Source organism: Leclercia sp. GHBNCSD, from assembly GCF_055805075.1.
Map to the genome: position 1 here is coordinate 2,503,624 of NZ_JBQVYO010000001.1, position 19,911 is coordinate 2,523,534.

The following is a 19,911-nucleotide window of genomic DNA, read 5'->3' on the forward strand; positions in this document are numbered from 1 at the left end:
CCGCCGATCCGTCAGGATCACACTTCGAGGTAGTTCATGATGCCGTCAGCTGCTTTACGGCCTTCGGCAATGGCGGTCACCACCAGGTCTGAACCGCGAACGATATCGCCACCGGCGAAGATTTTCGGGTTGCTGGTCTGGAACGCGTTGTCGCTGCCTTCCGGGGCGATGATGCGGCCCTGTGAATCCAGCTCGACGCTGTGCTTCGCCAGCCACTCCATGCTGTGAGGGCGGAAACCGAACGCCATGACGACCGCGTCAGCCGGGATCACAAACTCCGAACCAGCCACAATCTCGGCGCGGCGACGGCCTTTGGCATCCGGGGCTCCCATCTCGGTACGCGCCATCTTCACGCCGCTCACTCTGCCGTTGGCATTCACTTCAATACCCAGAGGCTGGATGTTGAACTGGAATTCCACGCCCTCTTCACGCGCGTTTTTCACTTCGCGTTTTGAGCCCGGCATGTTCTCTTCGTCACGACGGTATGCGCAGATTACGTGTGCCGCATTCTGACGAATGGAGGTCCGCACGCAGTCCATCGCGGTATCGCCCCCGCCCAGCACCACTACGCGTTTGCCTTCCATACTCACAAACGGCTCGTCGGCGGTTTCGCCATAGCCCATCAGCTGCTTGGTGTTGGCAATCAGGAACGGCAGCGCGTCGTATACGCCCGGCGCCTCTTCGTTCTCCAGCCCGCCACGCATCGACTGATAGGTACCCACGCCCAGGAATACGGCGTCGTAATCTTTCAGCAGATCGTCGAGCATCACGTCGCGGCCCACTTCGGTGTTGAGTTTGAACTCAATGCCCATGCCGGTGAAGATTTCACGGCGGCGGGTCATCACCTCTTTTTCCAGCTTGAAGGCCGGGATGCCGAAGGTCAGCAGACCGCCGATCTCCGGATGACGGTCAAACACCACCGCTTTCACGCCGTTGCGGGTCAGCACGTCGGCACAGGCCAGGCCTGCCGGACCGGCACCAATGATCGCCACGCGTTTGTCAGTCTGACGCACGCCGGTCATGTCCGGGCGCCAGCCCATCTCAAACGCTTTATCGTTGATATAGCGTTCAATATTGCCGATGGTCACCGCGCCGAACTCGTCGTTCAGGGTGCAGGAGCCTTCACACAGACGGTCCTGCGGACACACGCGGCCGCACACTTCCGGCAGGGTGTTGGTCTGGTGAGAGAGCTCGGCGGCCTCAAAAATACGTCCTTCGTTAGCCAGCTTCAGCCAGTTCGGGATGTAGTTATGTACCGGACATTTCCACTCGCAGTACGGGTTGCCGCAGGAGAGGCAACGGTCTGCCTGTGCTTTGGCCTGGCCTTCGGAAAACGGCTCATAAATTTCAACAAATTCAATTTTACGGATCTTCAGCGGCTTCTTCGGCGGATCCACACGCTGCAGGTCGATAAACTGGTAAACATTCTGGCTCATCTGAATTCCTTACTGCGCCTGCACACGCAGCTCTGCTGCGCTACGACTACGGTGACCCAACAGGGCTTTAACATCGCTGGACTTCGGTTTAACCAGCGCGAATTTCGCAGAGAACGCCGGCCAGTTGGCCAGGATCTCTTCGCCGCGCACGGAACCGGTATGATGCACGTGCTCGGTAATCAGACCACGCAGGTGCTCCTCGTGGATCGCCAGGCTATCAACCTCCAGCACTTCCACCAGTTCCGGGTTCACGCGTTTGCGGAACTCACCGTCTTCATCCAGTACGTAGGCGAAACCACCGGTCATACCTGCACCGAAGTTAACGCCCGTTTTGCCCAGTACGCAGACAATCCCGCCGGTCATGTATTCACAGCCGTTATCGCCGATACCTTCCACCACGGTGATAGCACCGGAGTTACGCACCGCAAAACGCTCACCTGCACGGCCTGCGGCGAACAGACGACCACCGGTGGCACCGTACAGACAGGTGTTGCCGATGATGCTCGCATCACAGCTGCGGAAGGCAGAACCCACCGGAGGACGTACCGCCAGCAGACCGCCCGCCATGCCTTTACCGACGTAGTCGTTGGCATCGCCAGTCAGGTACAGCTCAACGCCGCCGGCGTTCCAGACGCCGAAGCTCTGGCCCGCGGTACCGCTGAAGTGCGCGATAATCGGATCGGCAGCCAGGCCCTGGTCGCCGTGCGTCTGCGCGATGTAGCCAGAGAGCGACGCGCCTACGGAACGGTCGGTGTTGCGAATATCAAACCAGAAGGTTTTGCTCTGCTTCTCATCCACAAACGGCTTCGCCTGCTGCAACAGCTGCGCATTCAACACGCCATTGTCGAACGGCGGGTTGTTCTCGGTGCAGTAGACCGCTTTACCCGGATGCGGCTCAGCCGTTTCCAGCAGGCGGGAAAGCTTCAGGTTCTGCTGTTTAGCCGTGAACCCGTCCAGCTCTTTCAGCAGGTCGGTACGGCCAATCAGATCCACCAGACGCGTTACGCCCAGCTGCGCCATCAGCTCGCGGGTTTCGCGGGCGATGAAGTCAAAGTAGTTGGTCACTTTGAACGGCAGACCGTGATAGTGGTTCTTACGCAACTTCTCGTCCTGGGTAGCAACACCGGTTGCGCAGTTGTTCAGGTGACAAATACGCAGGTATTTACAGCCCAGCGCCACCATCGGGCCGGTACCGAAACCAAAGCTCTCTGCACCCAGAATCGCCGCTTTAATGATGTCGAGACCGGTTTTCAGGCCGCCATCCACCTGCAGACGGATCTTGTGACGCAGGCCGTTAGCCACCAGCGCCTGCTGGGTTTCCACCAGACCCAGCTCCCACGGACAGCCCGCGTATTTCACGGAGGAGAGCGGGCTTGCGCCGGTGCCGCCGTCGTAACCGGCGATGGTGATGAGATCCGCATAGGCTTTTGCCACGCCGGTGGCGATGGTGCCGACACCCGGTTCGGAAACCAGCTTCACGGAGATCATCGCTTTCGGGTTGACCTGTTTCAGGTCGAAAATTAGCTGCGCTAAGTCCTCGATAGAGTAGATATCGTGGTGCGGCGGCGGGGAGATGAGCGTCACGCCCGGTACCGAGTAGCGCAGTTTGGCGATGTACGGGGTCACTTTGTCACCAGGTAACTGGCCGCCTTCGCCCGGTTTTGCACCCTGAGCGACTTTAATCTGAATCACGTCGGCGTTGACCAGGTACGCTGGGGTCACACCGAAGCGACCGGATGCCACCTGCTTGATACGCGACACTTTATTGGTGCCGTAGCGCGCCGGATCTTCACCGCCTTCGCCGGAGTTAGAGTTGCCGCCGATGCTGTTCATCGCCTCAGCCAGCGCCTCGTGGGCTTCCGGGCTCAGCGCACCGATGGACATCGCAGCGGTATCGAAGCGTTTGAACAGTTCAGACGCAGGCTCTACGTCGTCGATGCTCACAGCCTCGTCACCCGGGTTCAGCGCCAGCAGGTCACGCAGTGTGGCCGCCGGGCGGTTGTTAACCAGCTCAGCATACTGCTGATAATCGCTGTACTCGCCGCTCTGGACAGCCTGTTGCAGGGTGCGAACCACGTCCGGGTTATAGGCGTGGTATTCGCCGCCGTGCACGTACTTCAGCTGTCCGCCCTGATCCAGCGGCTTACGTGCCAGCCAGGCGCGTTTGGAGAGATTCAGCAGATCCTGCTGGAAGTCGCTGAAGCCCGCTCCGCCGATACGGCTGATCACACCCTGGAAGCAGAGATCGGCGACATCATCATGCAGACCAACGGCTTCGAACAGCTTCGAGCAGCGGTAAGAGGCGATGGTCGAGATGCCCATTTTGGACATGATCTTGTACAGACCTTTGTTGATGCCGTTACGGTAGTTCAGCATCACGGTACGGTAATCTTTTTCGATGGCGTTGGTGTCGACCAGTTTTGCCAGCGTTTCGTAGGCCAGGTACGGGTAGATCGCCGTCGCACCAAAGCCCAGCAGCACGGCAAAGTGGTGCGGGTCGCGCGCACTTGCGGTCTCAACAATGATGTTGGCGTCGCAGCGCAGGCTCTTCTCCACCAGGCGGGTCTGGATTGCACCCACCGCCATAGGCGCCGGAACCGGCAGACGGTTCTTCGCGATATTACGGTCGGACAGCACCAGCAGAACGGTACCGTTACGCACCATCTGTTCGGCCTTATCGCACAGCGCTTTCACCGTCTCTTCGAGGTTCGCTTCGGTCACGTCGAAGGTGATATCGAGCGTGTCGGCGCGGTAGTGCTCCTCTTGCATGGTGGTCAGCTGGGTAAAATCGGAGTAGAGCAGGATCGGCGATTTAAAGGTCAGACGGTGGGCCTGGCCTTCGGCTTCGCAGAAGACGTTCATCTCGCGACCAATGCTGGTCGCCAGCGACATTACGTGGGCTTCACGCAGCGGGTCGATCGGCGGGTTGGTGACCTGCGCGAACTGCTGACGGAAATAGTCATAAATAATGCGCGGCTGGCTGGAGAGCACGGCAAACGGGGTATCGTCACCCATAGAGCCGACCGCTTCCTGGCCGTTTTCACCCAGTACGCGGATAACAGAGTCCAGCTCTTCCGCACTGTAATTAAACTGTTTCTGGTAGCTGGCGAGGGTATCGTCATCCAGCTCGCGGCTGCCCACGTCGTTATCCGGCAGATCTTCGAACGGCACCAGACGGCGGACGTTTTTCTCCATCCACTCTTTATACGGGTGACGGCTCTTCAGATCGTTGTCGGTTTCCGCGGAGTGCAGGATGCGACCGCCACGGGTGTCGATGACCATCAGCTCGCCAGGGCCAACGCGGCCTTTTTCTACCACTTCGTCAGGCTGGTAATCCCAGATGCCTACTTCGGAGGCACAGGTGATCAGCTTGTCTTTGGTGATGACATAGCGCGCCGGACGCAGACCGTTACGGTCGAGGTTACAGGCGGCAAAGCGACCGTCGGACATGACGATACCCGCCGGGCCATCCCACGGCTCCATGTGCATGGAGTTAAAGTCGAAGAAGGCACGCAGCTCCGGATCCATATCCGGGTTGTTCTGCCATGCTGGTGGAACGAGCAGGCGCATGGCGCGGACGATATCCATCCCGCCGGCGAGCAGCAGCTCCAGCATGTTATCCATAGAGCTGGAGTCCGAGCCGGTTTCGTTAACGAACGGCGCGGCATCGTGCAGATCCGGGATCAGCGGGGTCTGGAATTTATAGGTACGGGCGCGGGCCCACTGGCGGTTACCGGTGATGGTGTTGATCTCGCCGTTGTGCGCCAGATAGCGGAACGGCTGAGCCAGCGGCCAGCGAGGTACGGTGTTGGTGGAGAAGCGCTGGTGGAACAGGCAAATGGCCGATTCCAGACGCAGGTCCGCCAGGTCCAGGTAGAAGCGCGGCAGGTCAGCCGGCATACAGAGACCTTTATAGATGTTCACCAGGTTCGAGAGGCTACAAACGTAGAACTCTTTATCGTCCTGGAGACGTTTTTCAATGCGGCGGCGGGCGATAAACAGGCGGCGTTCCATATCACGCGGACGCCAGCCCGCAGGCGCGTTGACAAAGATTTGCTCGATACGAGGCAGCGAGGAGAGGGCGATTTCACCGAGCACCCCTTCGTTGGTTGGCACATCGCGCCAGCCGACAATAGAGAGGGTTTCACGTTGAAGTTCTTCTTCGACGATGCGGCGTGATACGGCGGCTTTTTCAGCGTCCTGATTCAGGAACAGCATGCCGACAGCGTAGTTTTTGGCTAAACGCCAGCCGCGCTCTTCCGCCACGATACGGAAGAAACGATCCGGTTTTTGCAGCAGCAGACCGCAACCGTCGCCGGTTTTACCATCCGCAAGGATAGCGCCACGGTGCTGCATACGGGCCAGTGCGTGTATAGCGGTACGCACTACCTTGTGGCTAGGTTCGCCTTCTATGTGGGCGATCAGGCCGAAACCACAGTTATCCTTCTCAAGGGATTTATCGTACAACATATCAGTGAACCTCCCCAGGCTCGTCGGGCTTCCCACTGAACCGTGGCGCACAGGCACAGAAAGAGCATGGCGACGGGGTTTGCGCTTCATACGCGTACCTCGCATTCGCCCTCTTAATATCCTTTTCGCGCAGGTAAACAAGTTTGAGGACTTGCTTCAGAGGGAATCTCAATTACTGCATAAATATGATGAGCAGGCTGCTCATCCAGAAAGCTTCCAGCGGATTTCCAACTTATCGGGAATCTGTACACAGGTCAAATGGCAATCTTATTTATCCAGATATGTGCTACTAACAGGTTATATCATTGATTTAAGTATATATTTAGCTGCTTTCACATCACTGTAACCTTGCTGTGGGCTTTTGGGGAGTGTGATCTGACTCACTATATGAAAGCGGTATTATCGCTGTAGCATGCTAAATAGTGCGATTTAAGCAGGATTAAATGCTGTCATGCTACTAAAGCCCGCATGATGTCACTGTTTTTCAGCAAAGACGATATAAATGAAAAAAACCATCAGAACATAAGGAAAAGTAATTAAGCAGGCGGTGAATGAAATTGCAATTATCCTGGTTAATTATTCAAAAGATAAAAGCGCACCAGGGCGATTGATCCAGGTCATCGCCGACGGCGGTTAAAAATGGCAGGCTTGTCCCCTTTCAACGGGGCGGTCTAACAGATTATGCAGTTACAGAAATTAGTCAATATGTTTGGTGGGGATCTTTCGCGCCGGTACGGGCAAAAGGTTCATAAGCTGTCGCTCCACGGGGGATTTAGCTGCCCGAACCGCGACGGCACTATCGGACGCGGCGGCTGTACCTTCTGTAATGTGGCCTCTTTTGCTGACGAAGCGCAGCAGTACCAGTCTATCGCTGCCCAGCTCGCCCATCAGTCCACGCGGGTTAACCGGGCGAAGCAGTATCTGGCCTATTTCCAGGCTTATACCAGTACCTGGGCTGAAGTACAGGTGCTGCGGTCGATGTATCAACAGGCGGTGAGCCAGGCGAATATCGTCGGGCTCTGCGTCGGCACCCGCCCCGACTGCGTACCGGAAGCGGTACTGGATCTGCTCAGCGAATATAAAGCGCAGGGGTACGAGATCTGGCTGGAGCTGGGATTGCAGACCGCCCACGATAAAACTTTGCACCGCATCAACCGTGGTCACGATTTTGCCTGCTATCAGCGCACCACCCGGCTGGCGCGCGAGCGCGGGCTGAAGGTCTGTACCCACCTTATTGTTGGCCTGCCGGGAGAAGGGCGACATCATGCACTGGAAACCCTGCACAGTGTGGTAGAGACCGGCGTGGATGGCATCAAGCTGCACCCGCTGCATATCGTCAGTGGCAGCATTATGGCGAAAGCGTGGGAAGCCGGGCGGCTGAACGGGATTGAGCTGGACGAGTATGTTCTCACCGCCGGGGAGATGATTCGCCACACACCACCGGAAGTGGTCTATCACCGCATCTCCGCCAGCGCCCGTCGCCCAACGCTACTGGCACCGCTGTGGTGTGAGAATCGCTGGACGGGGATGGTAGAGCTGGACCGCTATCTGAACGAGCAGGGCGTGCAGGGGTCGGCGCTGGGCACACCCTGGGTACCCACGCTATCTCCGGCGTCCGCCCAGTAAACTGCCCAGCACACCGCGGACAATCTGATTCGTCACCTGACGTGCCGCGCTTTTCGCCATGGTTTGCACCACCCCGTCGCGTTTACCGCCGCGCGGCCCGGTGCTGCCAAACAGAATCTCTTTTAACCCGCCGAGAATGCCCTCATCGACCGCCACGGACTGGCCTTTAGCGGCTGGCGCCTGCTGCTGCTCTGTGGTGGCCTGCACCCCTTTTTGCAGCATCTCAAACGCGGACTCCCGGTCCACCTGATCTTCATATTTTCCGTAGAGCGGGGAATGGTTGATCAGCCCGTTACGCTCGTCGTCGCTAATCGGCCCCATTCTGGAGTAGGGCACAATGACCATCGCGCGCTCCACCATAGATGGGCTGCCTTTGGCATCCAGGAAAGAGATCAGCGCTTCGCCGGTGCCGAGCGCCTGAATAGCGGACTCGGTATCAAAGGCCGGATTGGCGCGCATGGTCTGAGCCGCGGCTTTGACCGCTTTCTGATCTTTCGGCGTAAAGGCGCGCAGGGCATGCTGGACGCGGTTACCCAGCTGGCCCAGGACGTTATCAGGAATATCGGCCGGGTTTTGCGAAACGAACCAGACGCCCACTCCTTTAGAGCGGATCAGGCGGATCACCTGTTCGATCTTATCCAGCAGCACCTGCGGCGCATCGCTGAACAGCAGATGGGCTTCGTCGAAGAAGAAGACCAGCTTCGGTTTGTTCAGATCGCCCGCTTCCGGTAGCTGTTCATAGAGCTCTGAGAGCATCCAGAGCAGGCTGGCCGCGTAGAGCTTCGGCATCTGGTAGAGCTTTTCCGCGCTCAGGATGTTGATAATACCTTTGCCGTTGCTGTCGGTTCGCATCCAGTCCCGGATGTCGAGCATCGGCTCGCCAAAGAAGTGTTCAGCTCCCTGCTGCTCCAGGGAGAGTAAGCCACGCTGGATGGCGCCGATGGAGGCGGGACTGATATTGCCGTACTGCGTCTGGAAGGCTTTGGCGTTATCCCCGATATAGTGCGTAATGGCCCGCAGATCTTTGAAATCGAGCAGCAACAGCCCCTGGTCATCGGCAATGCGGAAGATAATGTTCAGCACGCCGGTCTGCACCTCGTTCAGATCGAGCAGACGTGCCAGCAGCAGCGGGCCGAGATCGGAAACGGTCGCCCGTACCGGGTGCCCATGCTCGCCAAAAATATCCCACGCCACCACCGGGTTGCCCTGCGGCTGCCAGTCGGTCACGCCAATACTCTTCAGCCGTTCGAGTAACTTATCCGATGCGGCCCCCTCCCGGGCAACGCCGCTGAGATCGCCTTTCACGTCAGCCATAAACACCGGCACGCCAATAGTGGAAAATGACTCGGCCAGCTTTTGCAACGTTACCGTTTTCCCCGTGCCCGTTGCGCCGGTGATCAGACCATGACGGTTTGCCATCGCGGGCAGCAAAAACAGTTCTGTGTCCGGCGTCCGGGCAATCAGCAGGGGTGTACTCATGATGCGCATCCTCGTGGAATCCTGGGTGGAGTATAGGCAACCTGCCGGCAAAATGAATGTGTCAATTTCTTAGTTTGCAGCGCATTACGCAGCGCGGACTATGCTTTTGCATACGGTTAACAACATATTGGAAAGCTATGTCCAGATTCTTCTTTAACGACCGCAAACAGCTGGTGAATGATGCCATTGAAGGGATGCTGATCTCCGCCCCGCACGGCAATCTCGCCAGGCTGGATATCGATCCGGCTATCCGCGTGGTGGTGCGTGCCGACTGGGATAAAAGTCGCGTGGCGGTGATATCCGGCGGGGGCTCCGGCCATGAACCGGCGCACGCGGGCTTTGTTGGTAAAGGGATGCTGACCGCGGCCGTCTGCGGCGATCTGTTTGCGTCCCCCAGCGTCGAGGCGGTGCTCAGCGCCATTGTGGCCGTCACGGGCGATCGGGGCTGTCTGCTGATCGTCAAAAACTACACCGGGGATCGTCTCAACTTTGGCCTCGCGGCAGAAAAGGCCAAACGCTACGGGCTCAAAGTGGAGATGGTGATCGTGGCCGATGACATTGCCCTGCCGGATAACAAGCAGCCGCGCGGCATCGCCGGAACCGCGCTGGTGCATAAGGTAGCCGGGTATGCTGCCGAACAGGGCAAGTCGCTAAACGAGGTGCGCGATATGGCCCGCCAGGCCTGCGATAATCTCTGGAGCCTGGGTGTGGCTATGCAGACCTGCAACCTGCCGGGCAGCGATGACGAAGAAGGGCGCATCAAAAAAGGCCATGTCGAGCTGGGGCTGGGGATCCACGGCGAGCCCGGGGCCTCGGTGGTAGAGACACACAACAGCAAAGCCATTATCGATACGCTGGTGCAACCCCTGCTGGCGCAGGCGGGGCAGGGGCGACTGGCGATCCTGATCAACAACCTCGGCGGCGTGTCGGCCCTGGAGATGGCGCTGTTGACCAAAGAGCTGGCCCATTCCGCCCTGAAGGATCAGATTGCGTATTTGATTGGCCCGGCGCCGCTGGTGAGCTCGCTGGACATGAAAGGCTTTTCGTTATCGTTGCTGAAGCTGAACGCGGCATTTGAGCAGGCGCTGAACGCCCCGGTGGAGACGCTGGGCTGGCAAAAGCCCGTCGCCTTTGCGCCGCTGCGTACGCTGACCCATACCCCGCTGCACGACAGCGTAGAATTTACCCCGTCGGCAAATGCGCAGGTGGCGCAGCACGTCGCTGCGGTGGCGGAGCGGTTAATTGCCCTGGAAAACCGCCTTAACGCCCTGGACGCGAAAGTGGGGGATGGCGATACCGGTTCGACCTTTGCGCAAGGTGCGCGGGACATTGCGCAATGGCTGGAGGAGGATCGCCTGCCGCTGAACGATCTGCCGCAGCTGCTGCTGGTGGTGGGGGAGCGGCTGGCAACGGTGATGGGCGGGTCGAGCGGGGTGTTGATGTCGATCTTCTTTACCGCCGCCGGGCAGGCGCTGCGTAGCGGCAAGCCTCTGCCGGATGCTTTGCTGACCGGGCTTGCGCAAATGAAGCACTATGGCGGCGCCGATCTGGGCGATCGCACCTTGATCGATGCGCTGCAGCCCGCGCTGGAAGCGTGGCAGAAAGAGGGGCTTCAGGCTGCCGTCAGGGCGGCAAAAGAGGGGGCAGATGCCACGACGAGCATGGGCAAAGCCGGAGCGGGGCGCTCATCCTATGTGAATAAGGAGAATCTGCAGGGCGTTGCCGATCCTGGCGCGGTTGCGGTGGCGGAGGTGTTTGCGGCTCTGGTGCGGTTGTAGAGAAACGCCCGGTGGCGCTACGTTTACCGGGCCTACAAAGCACATGTAGGCCGGGTAAGGCGTGGCCGCCACCCGGCACATTGACGTCAAAAATCCGCTTTCAATACCACACGGTAACGGGCTTTTCCGTCACGAACATGCTGGATCGCTTCGTTGATTTTCGACATCGGATACATCTCGATAGTCGGCGCGACACCGGTGCGGCCAGCAAACTTCATCAGTTTGCGCAGCTCGTACGGCGTGCCCGTTGCGGAACCGGAGATGCTGCGGTCGCCACCGATCAGCGTAAAGGCGGGAACCGGGAGCGGCTTCAGCACGGCACCGACGGTATGGAAGTTTCCGCCATAGGCCAGCGCTTCAAAGTAGGGCTGCCAGTCGAGATCGACATTTACGGTGTTGATGATCAGATCGAACTGCCCCGCCAGAGCGGTCAGCGCCTCGGGATCGCGGCTGTTGACCACTTTGTCAGCCCCCATCGCCAGCACTTCCTGCTCTTTGGCCGGGTTTGAGCTGAAGGCGGTCACTTCACAGCCCATCGCATGCAGCAGCTTAATGGCAATGTGGCCCAGACCACCGATGCCAATCACCCCCACGCGGCTGGTGGCGGTGACGTGGTGCATCAGCAGCGGTTTAAAGACCGTGATCCCGCCGCACAGCAGCGGACCGGCAGATTCAATATCCATCTGCTCAGGGAGAGGAATGACCCACTGCCAGTCGGCACGCAGTTTGTCGGCGAAGCCGCCGTTGTTCAGGATGGTGGGTGTGGCCCCTTGCAGACAGTTGATCTGGTTGCCGCTGATACAGGCATCACAATGACCACAGCTACGGGCGGTCCAGCCAATGCCCACGCGCTGACCAATTTTCAGCCCCTTATCCTGTGCGGCATCGCCCAGGGCAACAACGCGACCGATCACTTCATGACCGGCAATCAGCGGGTATTGTGAGAAGCCCCACTCGTTATCGATCATCGACAGGTCGGAATGGCAAATGCCGCAGTAATCCACCTGCACTTCGACGTCTTCTGCTTTCAGCTCGCCTGCATCGTATTCGTACAGCTCAAGCTCTGCACCCGCCTGCGGTGCAGCGTAGCTTTTTATCTTTGACATCAGTTTTCCCCTTCGTGGTGTTGAACTGAGAGTGTAGAGCATTCAGTTTACAACCGCTTAACAGAAGGGGGCAGGAGAGAGGTTACAGCGTTTTCAGCATCCGCACTTCGCAATCAACATGGCCGGTACAGCCCAGCGGCTGGTCAATATGCTCAAAGCCGAGATGCTCGTACAGCCTGATGGCTTCGGTCAGAAAGGCGGTGGTTTCAAGGTAGCAGCGCTTAAACCCTTGCGCGCGGGCATGATCGAGCGCCTGTAACGCCAGTTTTTTCGCCAGGCCTTGTCCACGGACGACAGGCAGGAAATACATTTTTTGCAGCTCGCAGATATCGGGTTCGCTGCAGGCGAGCGGTGCAATACCACCGCCGCCCACAACCTGCCCGTTCTGCTCGACAACCCAATAGGCATGTCCCGGCTGGCTGTACAGGGCGTACAGTTCGTCGAGATTGGGGTCCGCAACGGTATAACCTTTATCGGCCGTCAGGCCGTATTCGGCAGATACCCGGCGGATAACGCCGGCAATGGCCGGGTTATCCGTGGCGGTGATACGGCGCAGGTGCGCCGTTACTGGAGCATTTACACGCATTGCTTCACTCATTACAACGCACTAATGATCGCCTGCTGTTCAATCAGCTTCGCTTTTGCTTGTGCATAACCGTTCAGCTTTTCACGCTCTTTGGCGATCACCGCTTCCGGGGCACGGGCAACGAAGCCTTCATTGGACAGTTTGCTTTCGATACGGCCAATTTCATCGTCGACTTTAGCCACTTCTTTCGCCAGACGTGCCAGCTCAGCATCTTTGTCAATCAGGCCTGCCATCGGGATCAGCAGCTCGGCGCCGTCGATGATTTTGGTCACGGAAACCGGACCTTTATCATCGGCTGGCAGCACGGCGATGCTCTCCAGACGTGCCATGGTCTGCAGGAAGGTACTGTTCTCGGTCACGCGACGCTGTGCCGCTTCGCTGCAACCGCGCAGCAACAGCGCCAGTGGTTTGCCCGGGGCGATGTTCATTTCGGCACGGATATTACGCACCGCAATGATTGCCTGCTTCAGCCATTCGGTATCGGATGCGGCGGCTTCATCAATCTGCGTGGCATCGAAGGACGGGAACGGCTGCAGCATGATGGTATCAGCATTGATGCCCGCAATGACCTTCACACGCTGCCAGATGGTTTCGGTGATGAACGGGATGATCGGGTGCGCCAGGCGCAGCAGACCTTCCAGAACGGTAATCAGCGTATGGCGCGTGCCGCGCAGTTCCGCTTCAGTGCCGCCGTTCATGACCGGCTTGGTCAGCTCCAGGTACCAGTCGCAGAACTGGTTCCAGGTGAATTCGTACAGAATGCCTGCCGCGATATCGAAGCGATAGTTATCCAGCGCTTCGCGGAACGCTTTGATGGTCTGGTTGAATTCAGCCAGGATCCAGCGGTCTGCCAGGGACAGGGTCATTTCGCCGCCGTTAAAGCCGCAATCCTGATCCTCGGTGTTCATCAGCACAAAGCGGCTGGCGTTCCACAGCTTGTTACAGAAGTTACGGTAACCTTCCAGGCGCTTCATGTCCCAGTTGATATCACGGCCGGTAGAGGCCAGCGCCGCCAGAGTGAAACGCAGGGCGTCAGTACCGTGCGGCTCAATGCCGTTCGGGAACTGTTTCTCGGTGCGCTTGCGGATCTTCTCAGCCAGCTGCGGCTGCATCATGTTGCCGGTACGTTTCTCCAGCAGCTCTTCCAGAGAGATACCGTCAACCATATCCAGAGGGTCAATAACGTTACCCTTCGACTTGGACATCTTCTGGCCTTCGTCGTCACGAATCAGACCGGTCATATAGACGGTATGGAACGGAACCTGCGGCTTGCCGTTTTCATCTTTGATGAAGTGCATGGTCATCATGATCATGCGGGCGATCCAGAAGAAGATGATATCGAAGCCGGAGACCATCACGCTGGTTGGGTGGAACTGACGCAGCGCATCGGTGTTTTCTGGCCAGCCGAGGGTGGAGAAGGTCCACAGCGCGGAGGAGAACCAGGTGTCCAGTACGTCTTCGTCCTGACGCAGGGCAACGTCAGCGCTCAGGTTGTTTTCCTGACGCACTTCGTCTTCAGTACGGCCAACGTAGACATTGCCTTCGTTGTCATACCATGCCGGGATACGGTGACCCCACCACAACTGACGGGAGATACACCAGTCCTGAATATCGCGCATCCAGGAGAAGTACATGTTTTCGTACTGTTTTGGCACGAACTGGATGTCGCCGTTTTCGACCGCTTCAACCGCCGGTTTCGCCAGTACGTCAGCACGGACGTACCACTGGTCGGTCAGCATCGGCTCGATCACCACGCCGCCACGGTCGCCATAAGGGACGGTCAGGTCGTGTGGCTTGATTTCGTCCAGCAGGCCCAGGGCGTCGACAGCGGCAACGATCGCTTTACGCGCGGCGAAGCGCTCCAGCTTCTGGAACTCAGCCGGAATGTCGCTTGAGTAAACGTCGGATTCGTTACCTTTGGTGTCATACACCTCTGCGCTTTCACGGATATCGCCGTCAAAGGTCAGGATGTTGATCATTGGCAGGGCGTGACGACGACCCACTTCGTAGTCGTTAAAGTCGTGTGCCGGGGTGATCTTCACGCAGCCGGTACCTTTTTCCATGTCGGCGTGTTCGTCGCCCACAATCGGAATACGGCGGTTCACCAGCGGCAGCACCACAAATTTACCAATCAGATCTTTGTAACGCGGATCTTCCGGGTTAACGGCCACGCCGGTATCGCCCAACAGCGTTTCCGGTCGGGTGGTCGCGACAATCAGGTAATCTTTACCGTCTGCCGTTTTTGCGCCATCGGCCAGCGGATAGCGGATGTGCCACATGGAGCCTTTCGACTCGCGGTTTTCCACTTCCAGGTCAGAGATGGCGGTGCGCAGTTTCGGGTCCCAGTTTACCAGGCGCTTGCCACGGTAAATCAGGTCTTCTTTATAAAGACGGACGAACACTTCTTTAACGGCGTTGGAAAGACCTTCGTCCATGGTGAAGCGCTCGCGCTCCCAGTCCACGGAGTTGCCGAGACGGCGCATCTGACGGGTAATGGTGCCGCCAGATTCAGCTTTCCACTGCCAGATTTTGTCGATAAAGGCGTCGCGGCCATAGTCGTGACGGGTTTTACCTTCTTCAGCGGCAATCTTACGCTCAACCACCATCTGGGTAGCGATACCCGCGTGGTCAGTACCGGCCTGCCACAGGGTGTTTTTGCCCTGCATGCGCTGGTAACGGATCATGGTATCCATGATGGTCTGCTGGAAGGCATGCCCCATATGCAAACTGCCGGTGACGTTCGGCGGCGGGATCATGATGCAGAAGGACTCTTTGCTTTCATCGCCGTTAGGCTTGAAATAGCCCTGCTGTTCCCAGTGCTCGTAAAGCGGCTGTTCGATATCGCGTGGGTTATATGTCTTTTCCATTATTTCCAGGTTGCCGTATTCAGGTTAAAACCAGCCAGGCGGTACGCTTTATAGCGTTCGCGCGCCAGTTGTTTCAGGGAATCTTCGTGAGGGACAAAGTCTATCACTTCTGTGAAAGCGGTGGCAAAATCTGCAAAGCCGCTGCGCAGGCTAATCAGAATATCGCGTGGACTGCTGTTACGCTTTTGCGGCCAGGCGATCTCCACCGGCGCACCGCCGCGCGGTCCTTCTCCCGCCAGATTATGCGGAACAAAACTTTCCGGCGGTCGTGCCCACAGCGCTTCATCCAGACGGATGGCCTGCTGCTCATCTTCGCAGGCAATCAGCACGCGAAGACCCGCGCGCCAACGTTCTGCGGCAATGTCACACACCAGTTGTTCAACGGCGCTTAAGCCATCCTGTTGGGTGTCATTGTCCAGAAGATAGAACGTTGCGTTTTTCATATATGGGGTTTCTTGTGGTGACTTTAAATGCTTAAGCCCGGTGGCGCTACGCTTACCGGGCCTACGGTTTACTGCCGTTTGTTGGCCGGGTAAGGCGAAGTCGCCACCCGGCATTTACCCTTACTCGTCGCCGTTAAAACCGGCGCGATTGAGCAGGAACTGCGACAGCAGAGCCACTGGACGGCCGGTTGCGCCTTTGGCTTTACCGGAGCGCCATGCGGTGCCCGCGATATCCAGGTGTGCCCAGTTATACTTGCGGGTAAAGCGCGACAGGAAGCAGCCCGCGGTAATTGCACCGCCAGGACGACCGCCGATATTTGCCATATCCGCAAAGTTAGACTCAAGCTGCTCCTGATACTCGTCACCCAGCGGCAGACGCCATGCGCGATCGCCCGCCTGCTCAGAGGCACCAATCAGCTCATGCGCCAGCGGGTTGTGGTTCGACATCAGGCCGGTAATGTGGTGACCCAGGGCAATCACGCAGGCGCCAGTCAGGGTGGCAACATCGATAACCGCTTCCGGATCGAAGCGCTCAACGTAGGTCAGCACGTCGCACAGCACCAGACGGCCTTCGGCGTCAGTGTTCAGGACTTCAACGGTCTGCCCGGACATGGTGGTGAGGACGTCGCCTGGACGATAGGCGCGCCCGCCCGGCATGTTTTCGCAGCCCGCCAGCACGCCAGTGACGTTAATTGGCAGCTGCAGCTCGGCCACCATGCGCATTACGCCGTAAACCGCCGCCGCGCCGCACATGTCGTACTTCATCTCGTCCATGCCTTCGGCAGGCTTGATGGAGATACCGCCGGAGTCGAAGGTCAGGCCTTTACCCACCAGCACAATCGGGCGTGCATCTTCCGCCGGGTTGCCTTTGTACTCAATGACCGACATCAGGGATTCATTTTGTGAACCGTTGCCGACGGCGAGGTAGGAGTGCATCCCCAGCTCTTTCATCTGTTGTTCGCCAATTACGCGGGTGACGACATTTTTGCTGTAGGAGTCAGCCAGCTGACGCGCCTGCGACGCAAGATAGCCCGCGTTACAGATGTTTGGCGGCATATTGCCCAGATCTTTCGCGGCCTTGATACCGGCTGCGATAGCCAGGCCATGCTGAATGGCGCGTTCACCGCTGGTCAGCTCGCGACGGGTCGGGACGTTAAAGACCATCTTACGCAGCGGACGACGCGGTTCGCTTTTGGTGGTTTTCAGCTGATCGAAGCTATAAAGGGTCTCTTTGGCCGTTTCAACCGCCTGGCGTACTTTCCAGTAGGTGTTGCGGCCTTTAACGTGCAGTTCGGTCAGGAAGCAGACGGCCTCCATTGAGCCAGTATCATTCAACGTATTGATCGTTTTCTGAATGACCTGTTTGTACTGGCGCTCGTCCAGCTCACGCTCCTTGCCGCAGCCAATCAGCAGGATACGCTCGGAGAGGACGTTTGGCACATGATGCAGCAGCAATGTCTGGCCCGGTTTGCCTTCCAGCTCGCCGCGGCGCAGCAGGGCGCTGATGTAGCCGTCACTGATTTTATCGAGTTGTTCGGCGATTGGAGAGAGTCTGCGGGGTTCAAACACGCCGACAACGATGCAGGCACTCCGCTGTTTCTCCGGGCTACCGCTTTTTACACTGAACTCCATGAACTACGCTCCTGAATCTTAAAGACAACAGCGACAGCTACGGATAGAATTGAAACCTTTCGTAACTCGTACCCGCTGTTGCGGTGACTTCGTGTTAATCTTACGTTATTACGGTTTCGGCACGTCATAATAACTCCTGAAGCGCGAATCCGTCGGGTGTTCTAATCTTAGCGATGATTTCGACGACTCAAGAGAATAAATGACGTTTAAGCCATGAAACAAGCGATTTTCCTGCAAAGAGACGGGTTTTTACGGGCGTATTTAATGTGATAATCATAAGATATCTGGTGCGGGAGACGCTCAAAAGCCAGCTGGCGATACTCTTCATCCTGCTTCTGATCTTTTTCTGTCAGAAACTGGTAAGGATCCTCGGCGCGGCTGTTGATGGCGAAATTCCCACAAATCTGGTGCTTTCCCTGCTTGGGCTGGGCGTGCCGGAAATGGCGCAGCTTATCCTGCCACTTAGCCTTTTCCTCGGACTGCTGATGACGCTCGGTAAACTCTATACCGAAAGTGAAATCACCGTCATGCATGCGTGCGGTCTGAGCAAAGCGGTTCTGGTTAAAGCCGCTATGCTCCTGGCGTTATTCACCGGCATCGTGGCCGCCGTGAACGTTATGTGGGCCGGTCCTGTCTCTTCTCGTCATCAGGATGAAGTGCTGGCTGAGGCGAAAGCCAACCCTGGTATGGCCGCGCTGGCCCAGGGGCAGTTCCAGCAGGCAACGGATGGTAACTCCGTGCTGTTTATCGAAAGCGTGGATGGCAACCGCTTTAACGATGTATTCCTTGCGCAAATCCGTCCCAAGGGCAATGCCCGTCCCTCTGTCGTGGTGGCCGATTCCGGTCAGCTGGCGCAGGGGAAAGACGGTTCGCAGATTGTGACGCTGAACAAAGGCACCCGCTTTGAAGGTACGGCGCTGCTGCGTGATTTCCGTATCACTGACTTCCAGAACTATCAGGCAATTATTGGTCATCAGGCGGTTGCGCTGGATCCCAGCGATACCGAGCAGATGGATATGCGCACGCTGATCAACACCGATACCAATCGCGCCCGCGCGGAGCTGCACTGGCGAATCACGCTGGTGTTTACCGTCTTTATGATGGCGTTGATGGTGGTGCCGCTTAGCGTGGTAAACCCACGTCAGGGACGGGTGCTCTCCATGTTGCCCGCCATGCTGCTTTATCTGGTCTTCTTCCTGCTGCAGACATCGATCAAATCGAACGGTGGCAAAGGAAAAATTGACCCGGTTATCTGGACATGGGTGATTAACGGACTCTATCTGCTGTTGGCCGTTGCCCTCAACCTGTGGGACACCGTGCCGATGCGCCGCGTGCGGGCCCGGTTTATGCGTAAAGGAGCGGTGTAATGCAGGCGTTTGGCGTTCTTGACCGCTATATCGGTAAAACTATTTTCACCACCATCATGATGACCTTATTCATGCTGGTGTCGCTCTCCGGCATCATCAAGTTTGTGGACCAGCTGAAAAAGGCCGGGCAGGGGAGCTACGATGCCATGGGGGCGGGCATGTATACCCTGCTCAGCATTCCAAAAGATGTGCAAATCTTCTTCCCGATGGCGGCGCTGTTAGGGGCGCTGCTGGGGCTGGGGATGCTGGCGCAGCGCAGTGAGCTGGTGGTCATGCAGGCCTCCGGCTTTACCCGTATGCAGGTGGCGCTCTCCGTCATGAAAACGGCCATCCCGCTGGTATTGCTGACCATGGCGATGGGCGAGTGGGTTGCGCCACAGGGCGAACAGATGGCGCGTAACTACCGCGCGCAAATGATGTATGGCGGCTCGTTGCTCTCTACCCAGCAGGGACTGTGGGCGAAAGATGGCAATAACTTTGTCTACATCGAACGCGTCACGGGCGATAACTCCCTCGGCGGTGTGAGCATTTACAGCTTTAACGACCAGCGTCGTCTGCAGGCGGTGCGTTACGCCGCGTCGGCCACGTTTGATACTGATAACAAGGTCTGGCGTCTGTCGCAGGTAGATGAATCAAACCTGCAGGATCCAAAACAGATCACCGGGTCGCAAACGGTCTCTGGCACCTGGAAAACCAACCTGACGCCGGATAAGCTCGGTGTGGTTGCGCTGGATCCGGATGCACTCTCCATCAGCGGCCTGTACAACTACGTGAAGTACCTGAAATCGAGTGGCCAGGATTCCGGACGTTATCAGCTCAACATGTGGAGCAAGGTCTTCCAGCCGCTCTCGGTGGCGGTGATGATGCTGATGGCGCTGTCGTTTATCTTTGGCCCGCTGCGTAGCGTCCCGATGGGGGTGCGTGTCGTGACAGGTATCAGCTTCGGCTTTGTCTTCTACGTTCTGGACCAAATCTTCGGCCCGCTGACGCTGGTGTACGGTATACCGCCAGTGATTGGCGCGCTGTTGCCGAGTGCCTCCTTCTTCGTGATCAGCCTCTGGCTGCTGCTGAAGCGCTCCTGACCCCCTCCCGCCTCGCTTCCCTGCCCGGGAAGTGAGGCG

At 57.8% G+C, this 19,911-nt stretch carries 12 protein-coding genes; 4 read left to right on the plus strand and 8 right to left on the minus strand.

The window, feature by feature from the left end:
- Positions 1-17: 17 nt before the first annotated feature.
- Entirely contained in the window at positions 18-1,436 is a 1,419-nt protein-coding gene (gene gltD, locus ACT3IC_RS12155; RefSeq protein ID WP_103177208.1) for a glutamate synthase subunit GltD, read from the minus strand.
- 9 nt (positions 1,437-1,445) lie between these two features.
- Positions 1,446-5,906 carry a glutamate synthase large subunit gene (gltB, locus tag ACT3IC_RS12160; RefSeq protein ID WP_146052371.1) on the minus strand — a complete coding sequence of 1,487 codons (4,461 nt, stop codon included), beginning with the start codon at positions 5,904-5,906 and terminating at the stop codon, positions 1,446-1,448.
- 681 nt (positions 5,907-6,587) lie between these two features.
- On the opposite strand from gltB, the gene mnmL reads away from it, so the two are divergent.
- Entirely contained in the window at positions 6,588-7,532 is a 945-nt protein-coding gene (gene mnmL / locus ACT3IC_RS12165; protein WP_159339883.1) for a tRNA modification radical SAM protein MnmL/YtqA, read from the plus strand.
- On the opposite strand, the gene ACT3IC_RS12170 is transcribed toward mnmL, so the two are convergent.
- Positions 7,509-9,011, minus strand: coding sequence for a helicase HerA-like C-terminal domain-containing protein (locus ACT3IC_RS12170; protein WP_159339884.1), 1,503 nt, complete (start codon positions 9,009-9,011; stop codon positions 7,509-7,511). The genes mnmL and ACT3IC_RS12170 overlap by 24 nt on opposite strands.
- A 137-nt stretch (positions 9,012-9,148) precedes the next feature.
- Between ACT3IC_RS12170 and ACT3IC_RS12175 the strand changes: the two genes are divergently transcribed.
- Positions 9,149-10,789 (plus strand): dihydroxyacetone kinase subunit DhaK, encoded by a 1,641-nt coding sequence (locus tag ACT3IC_RS12175; protein WP_473477616.1) that lies wholly within the window; start codon positions 9,149-9,151, stop codon positions 10,787-10,789.
- Between the two features lie 86 nt (positions 10,790-10,875).
- Here ACT3IC_RS12175 and ahr read toward each other — a convergent pair whose 3' ends face one another.
- The 5 genes from ahr to pepA form a co-directional block, all read right to left on the minus strand.
- Complete coding sequence (gene ahr / locus ACT3IC_RS12180; RefSeq protein ID WP_103177204.1) at positions 10,876-11,895, minus strand: NADPH-dependent aldehyde reductase Ahr; 1,020 nt, start codon at positions 11,893-11,895, stop codon at positions 10,876-10,878.
- A gap of 82 nt (positions 11,896-11,977) precedes the next feature.
- Complete coding sequence (locus tag ACT3IC_RS12185; RefSeq protein WP_103177203.1) at positions 11,978-12,481, minus strand: GNAT family N-acetyltransferase; 504 nt, start codon at positions 12,479-12,481, stop codon at positions 11,978-11,980.
- A gap of 11 nt (positions 12,482-12,492) precedes the next feature.
- Entirely contained in the window at positions 12,493-15,348 is a 2,856-nt protein-coding gene (locus tag ACT3IC_RS12190) for a valine--tRNA ligase (protein WP_473477619.1), read from the minus strand.
- The gene (gene holC, locus ACT3IC_RS12195; RefSeq protein WP_103177201.1) at positions 15,348-15,791 is read right to left on the minus strand and encodes a DNA polymerase III subunit chi; all 444 of its coding nucleotides are present in this window, start codon (positions 15,789-15,791) and stop codon (positions 15,348-15,350) included. Before holC ends, ACT3IC_RS12190 begins: the two co-directional genes overlap by 1 nt.
- A 120-nt stretch (positions 15,792-15,911) precedes the next feature.
- Positions 15,912-17,423 carry a leucyl aminopeptidase gene (gene pepA, locus ACT3IC_RS12200; protein ID WP_103177200.1) on the minus strand — a complete coding sequence of 504 codons (1,512 nt, stop codon included), beginning with the start codon at positions 17,421-17,423 and terminating at the stop codon, positions 15,912-15,914.
- A gap of 266 nt (positions 17,424-17,689) precedes the next feature.
- Here pepA and lptF point away from each other — a divergent pair, with 266 nt between their 5' ends.
- Positions 17,690-18,790: an LPS export ABC transporter permease LptF gene (gene lptF, locus ACT3IC_RS12205; protein ID WP_103177199.1), complete on the plus strand. Its 1,101-nt coding sequence runs from the start codon at positions 17,690-17,692 to the stop codon at positions 18,788-18,790.
- Positions 18,790-19,872 carry an LPS export ABC transporter permease LptG gene (lptG, locus tag ACT3IC_RS12210; RefSeq protein ID WP_103177198.1) on the plus strand — a complete coding sequence of 361 codons (1,083 nt, stop codon included), beginning with the start codon at positions 18,790-18,792 and terminating at the stop codon, positions 19,870-19,872. Before lptF ends, lptG begins: the two co-directional genes overlap by 1 nt.
- Positions 19,873-19,911: the final 39 nt, after the last annotated feature.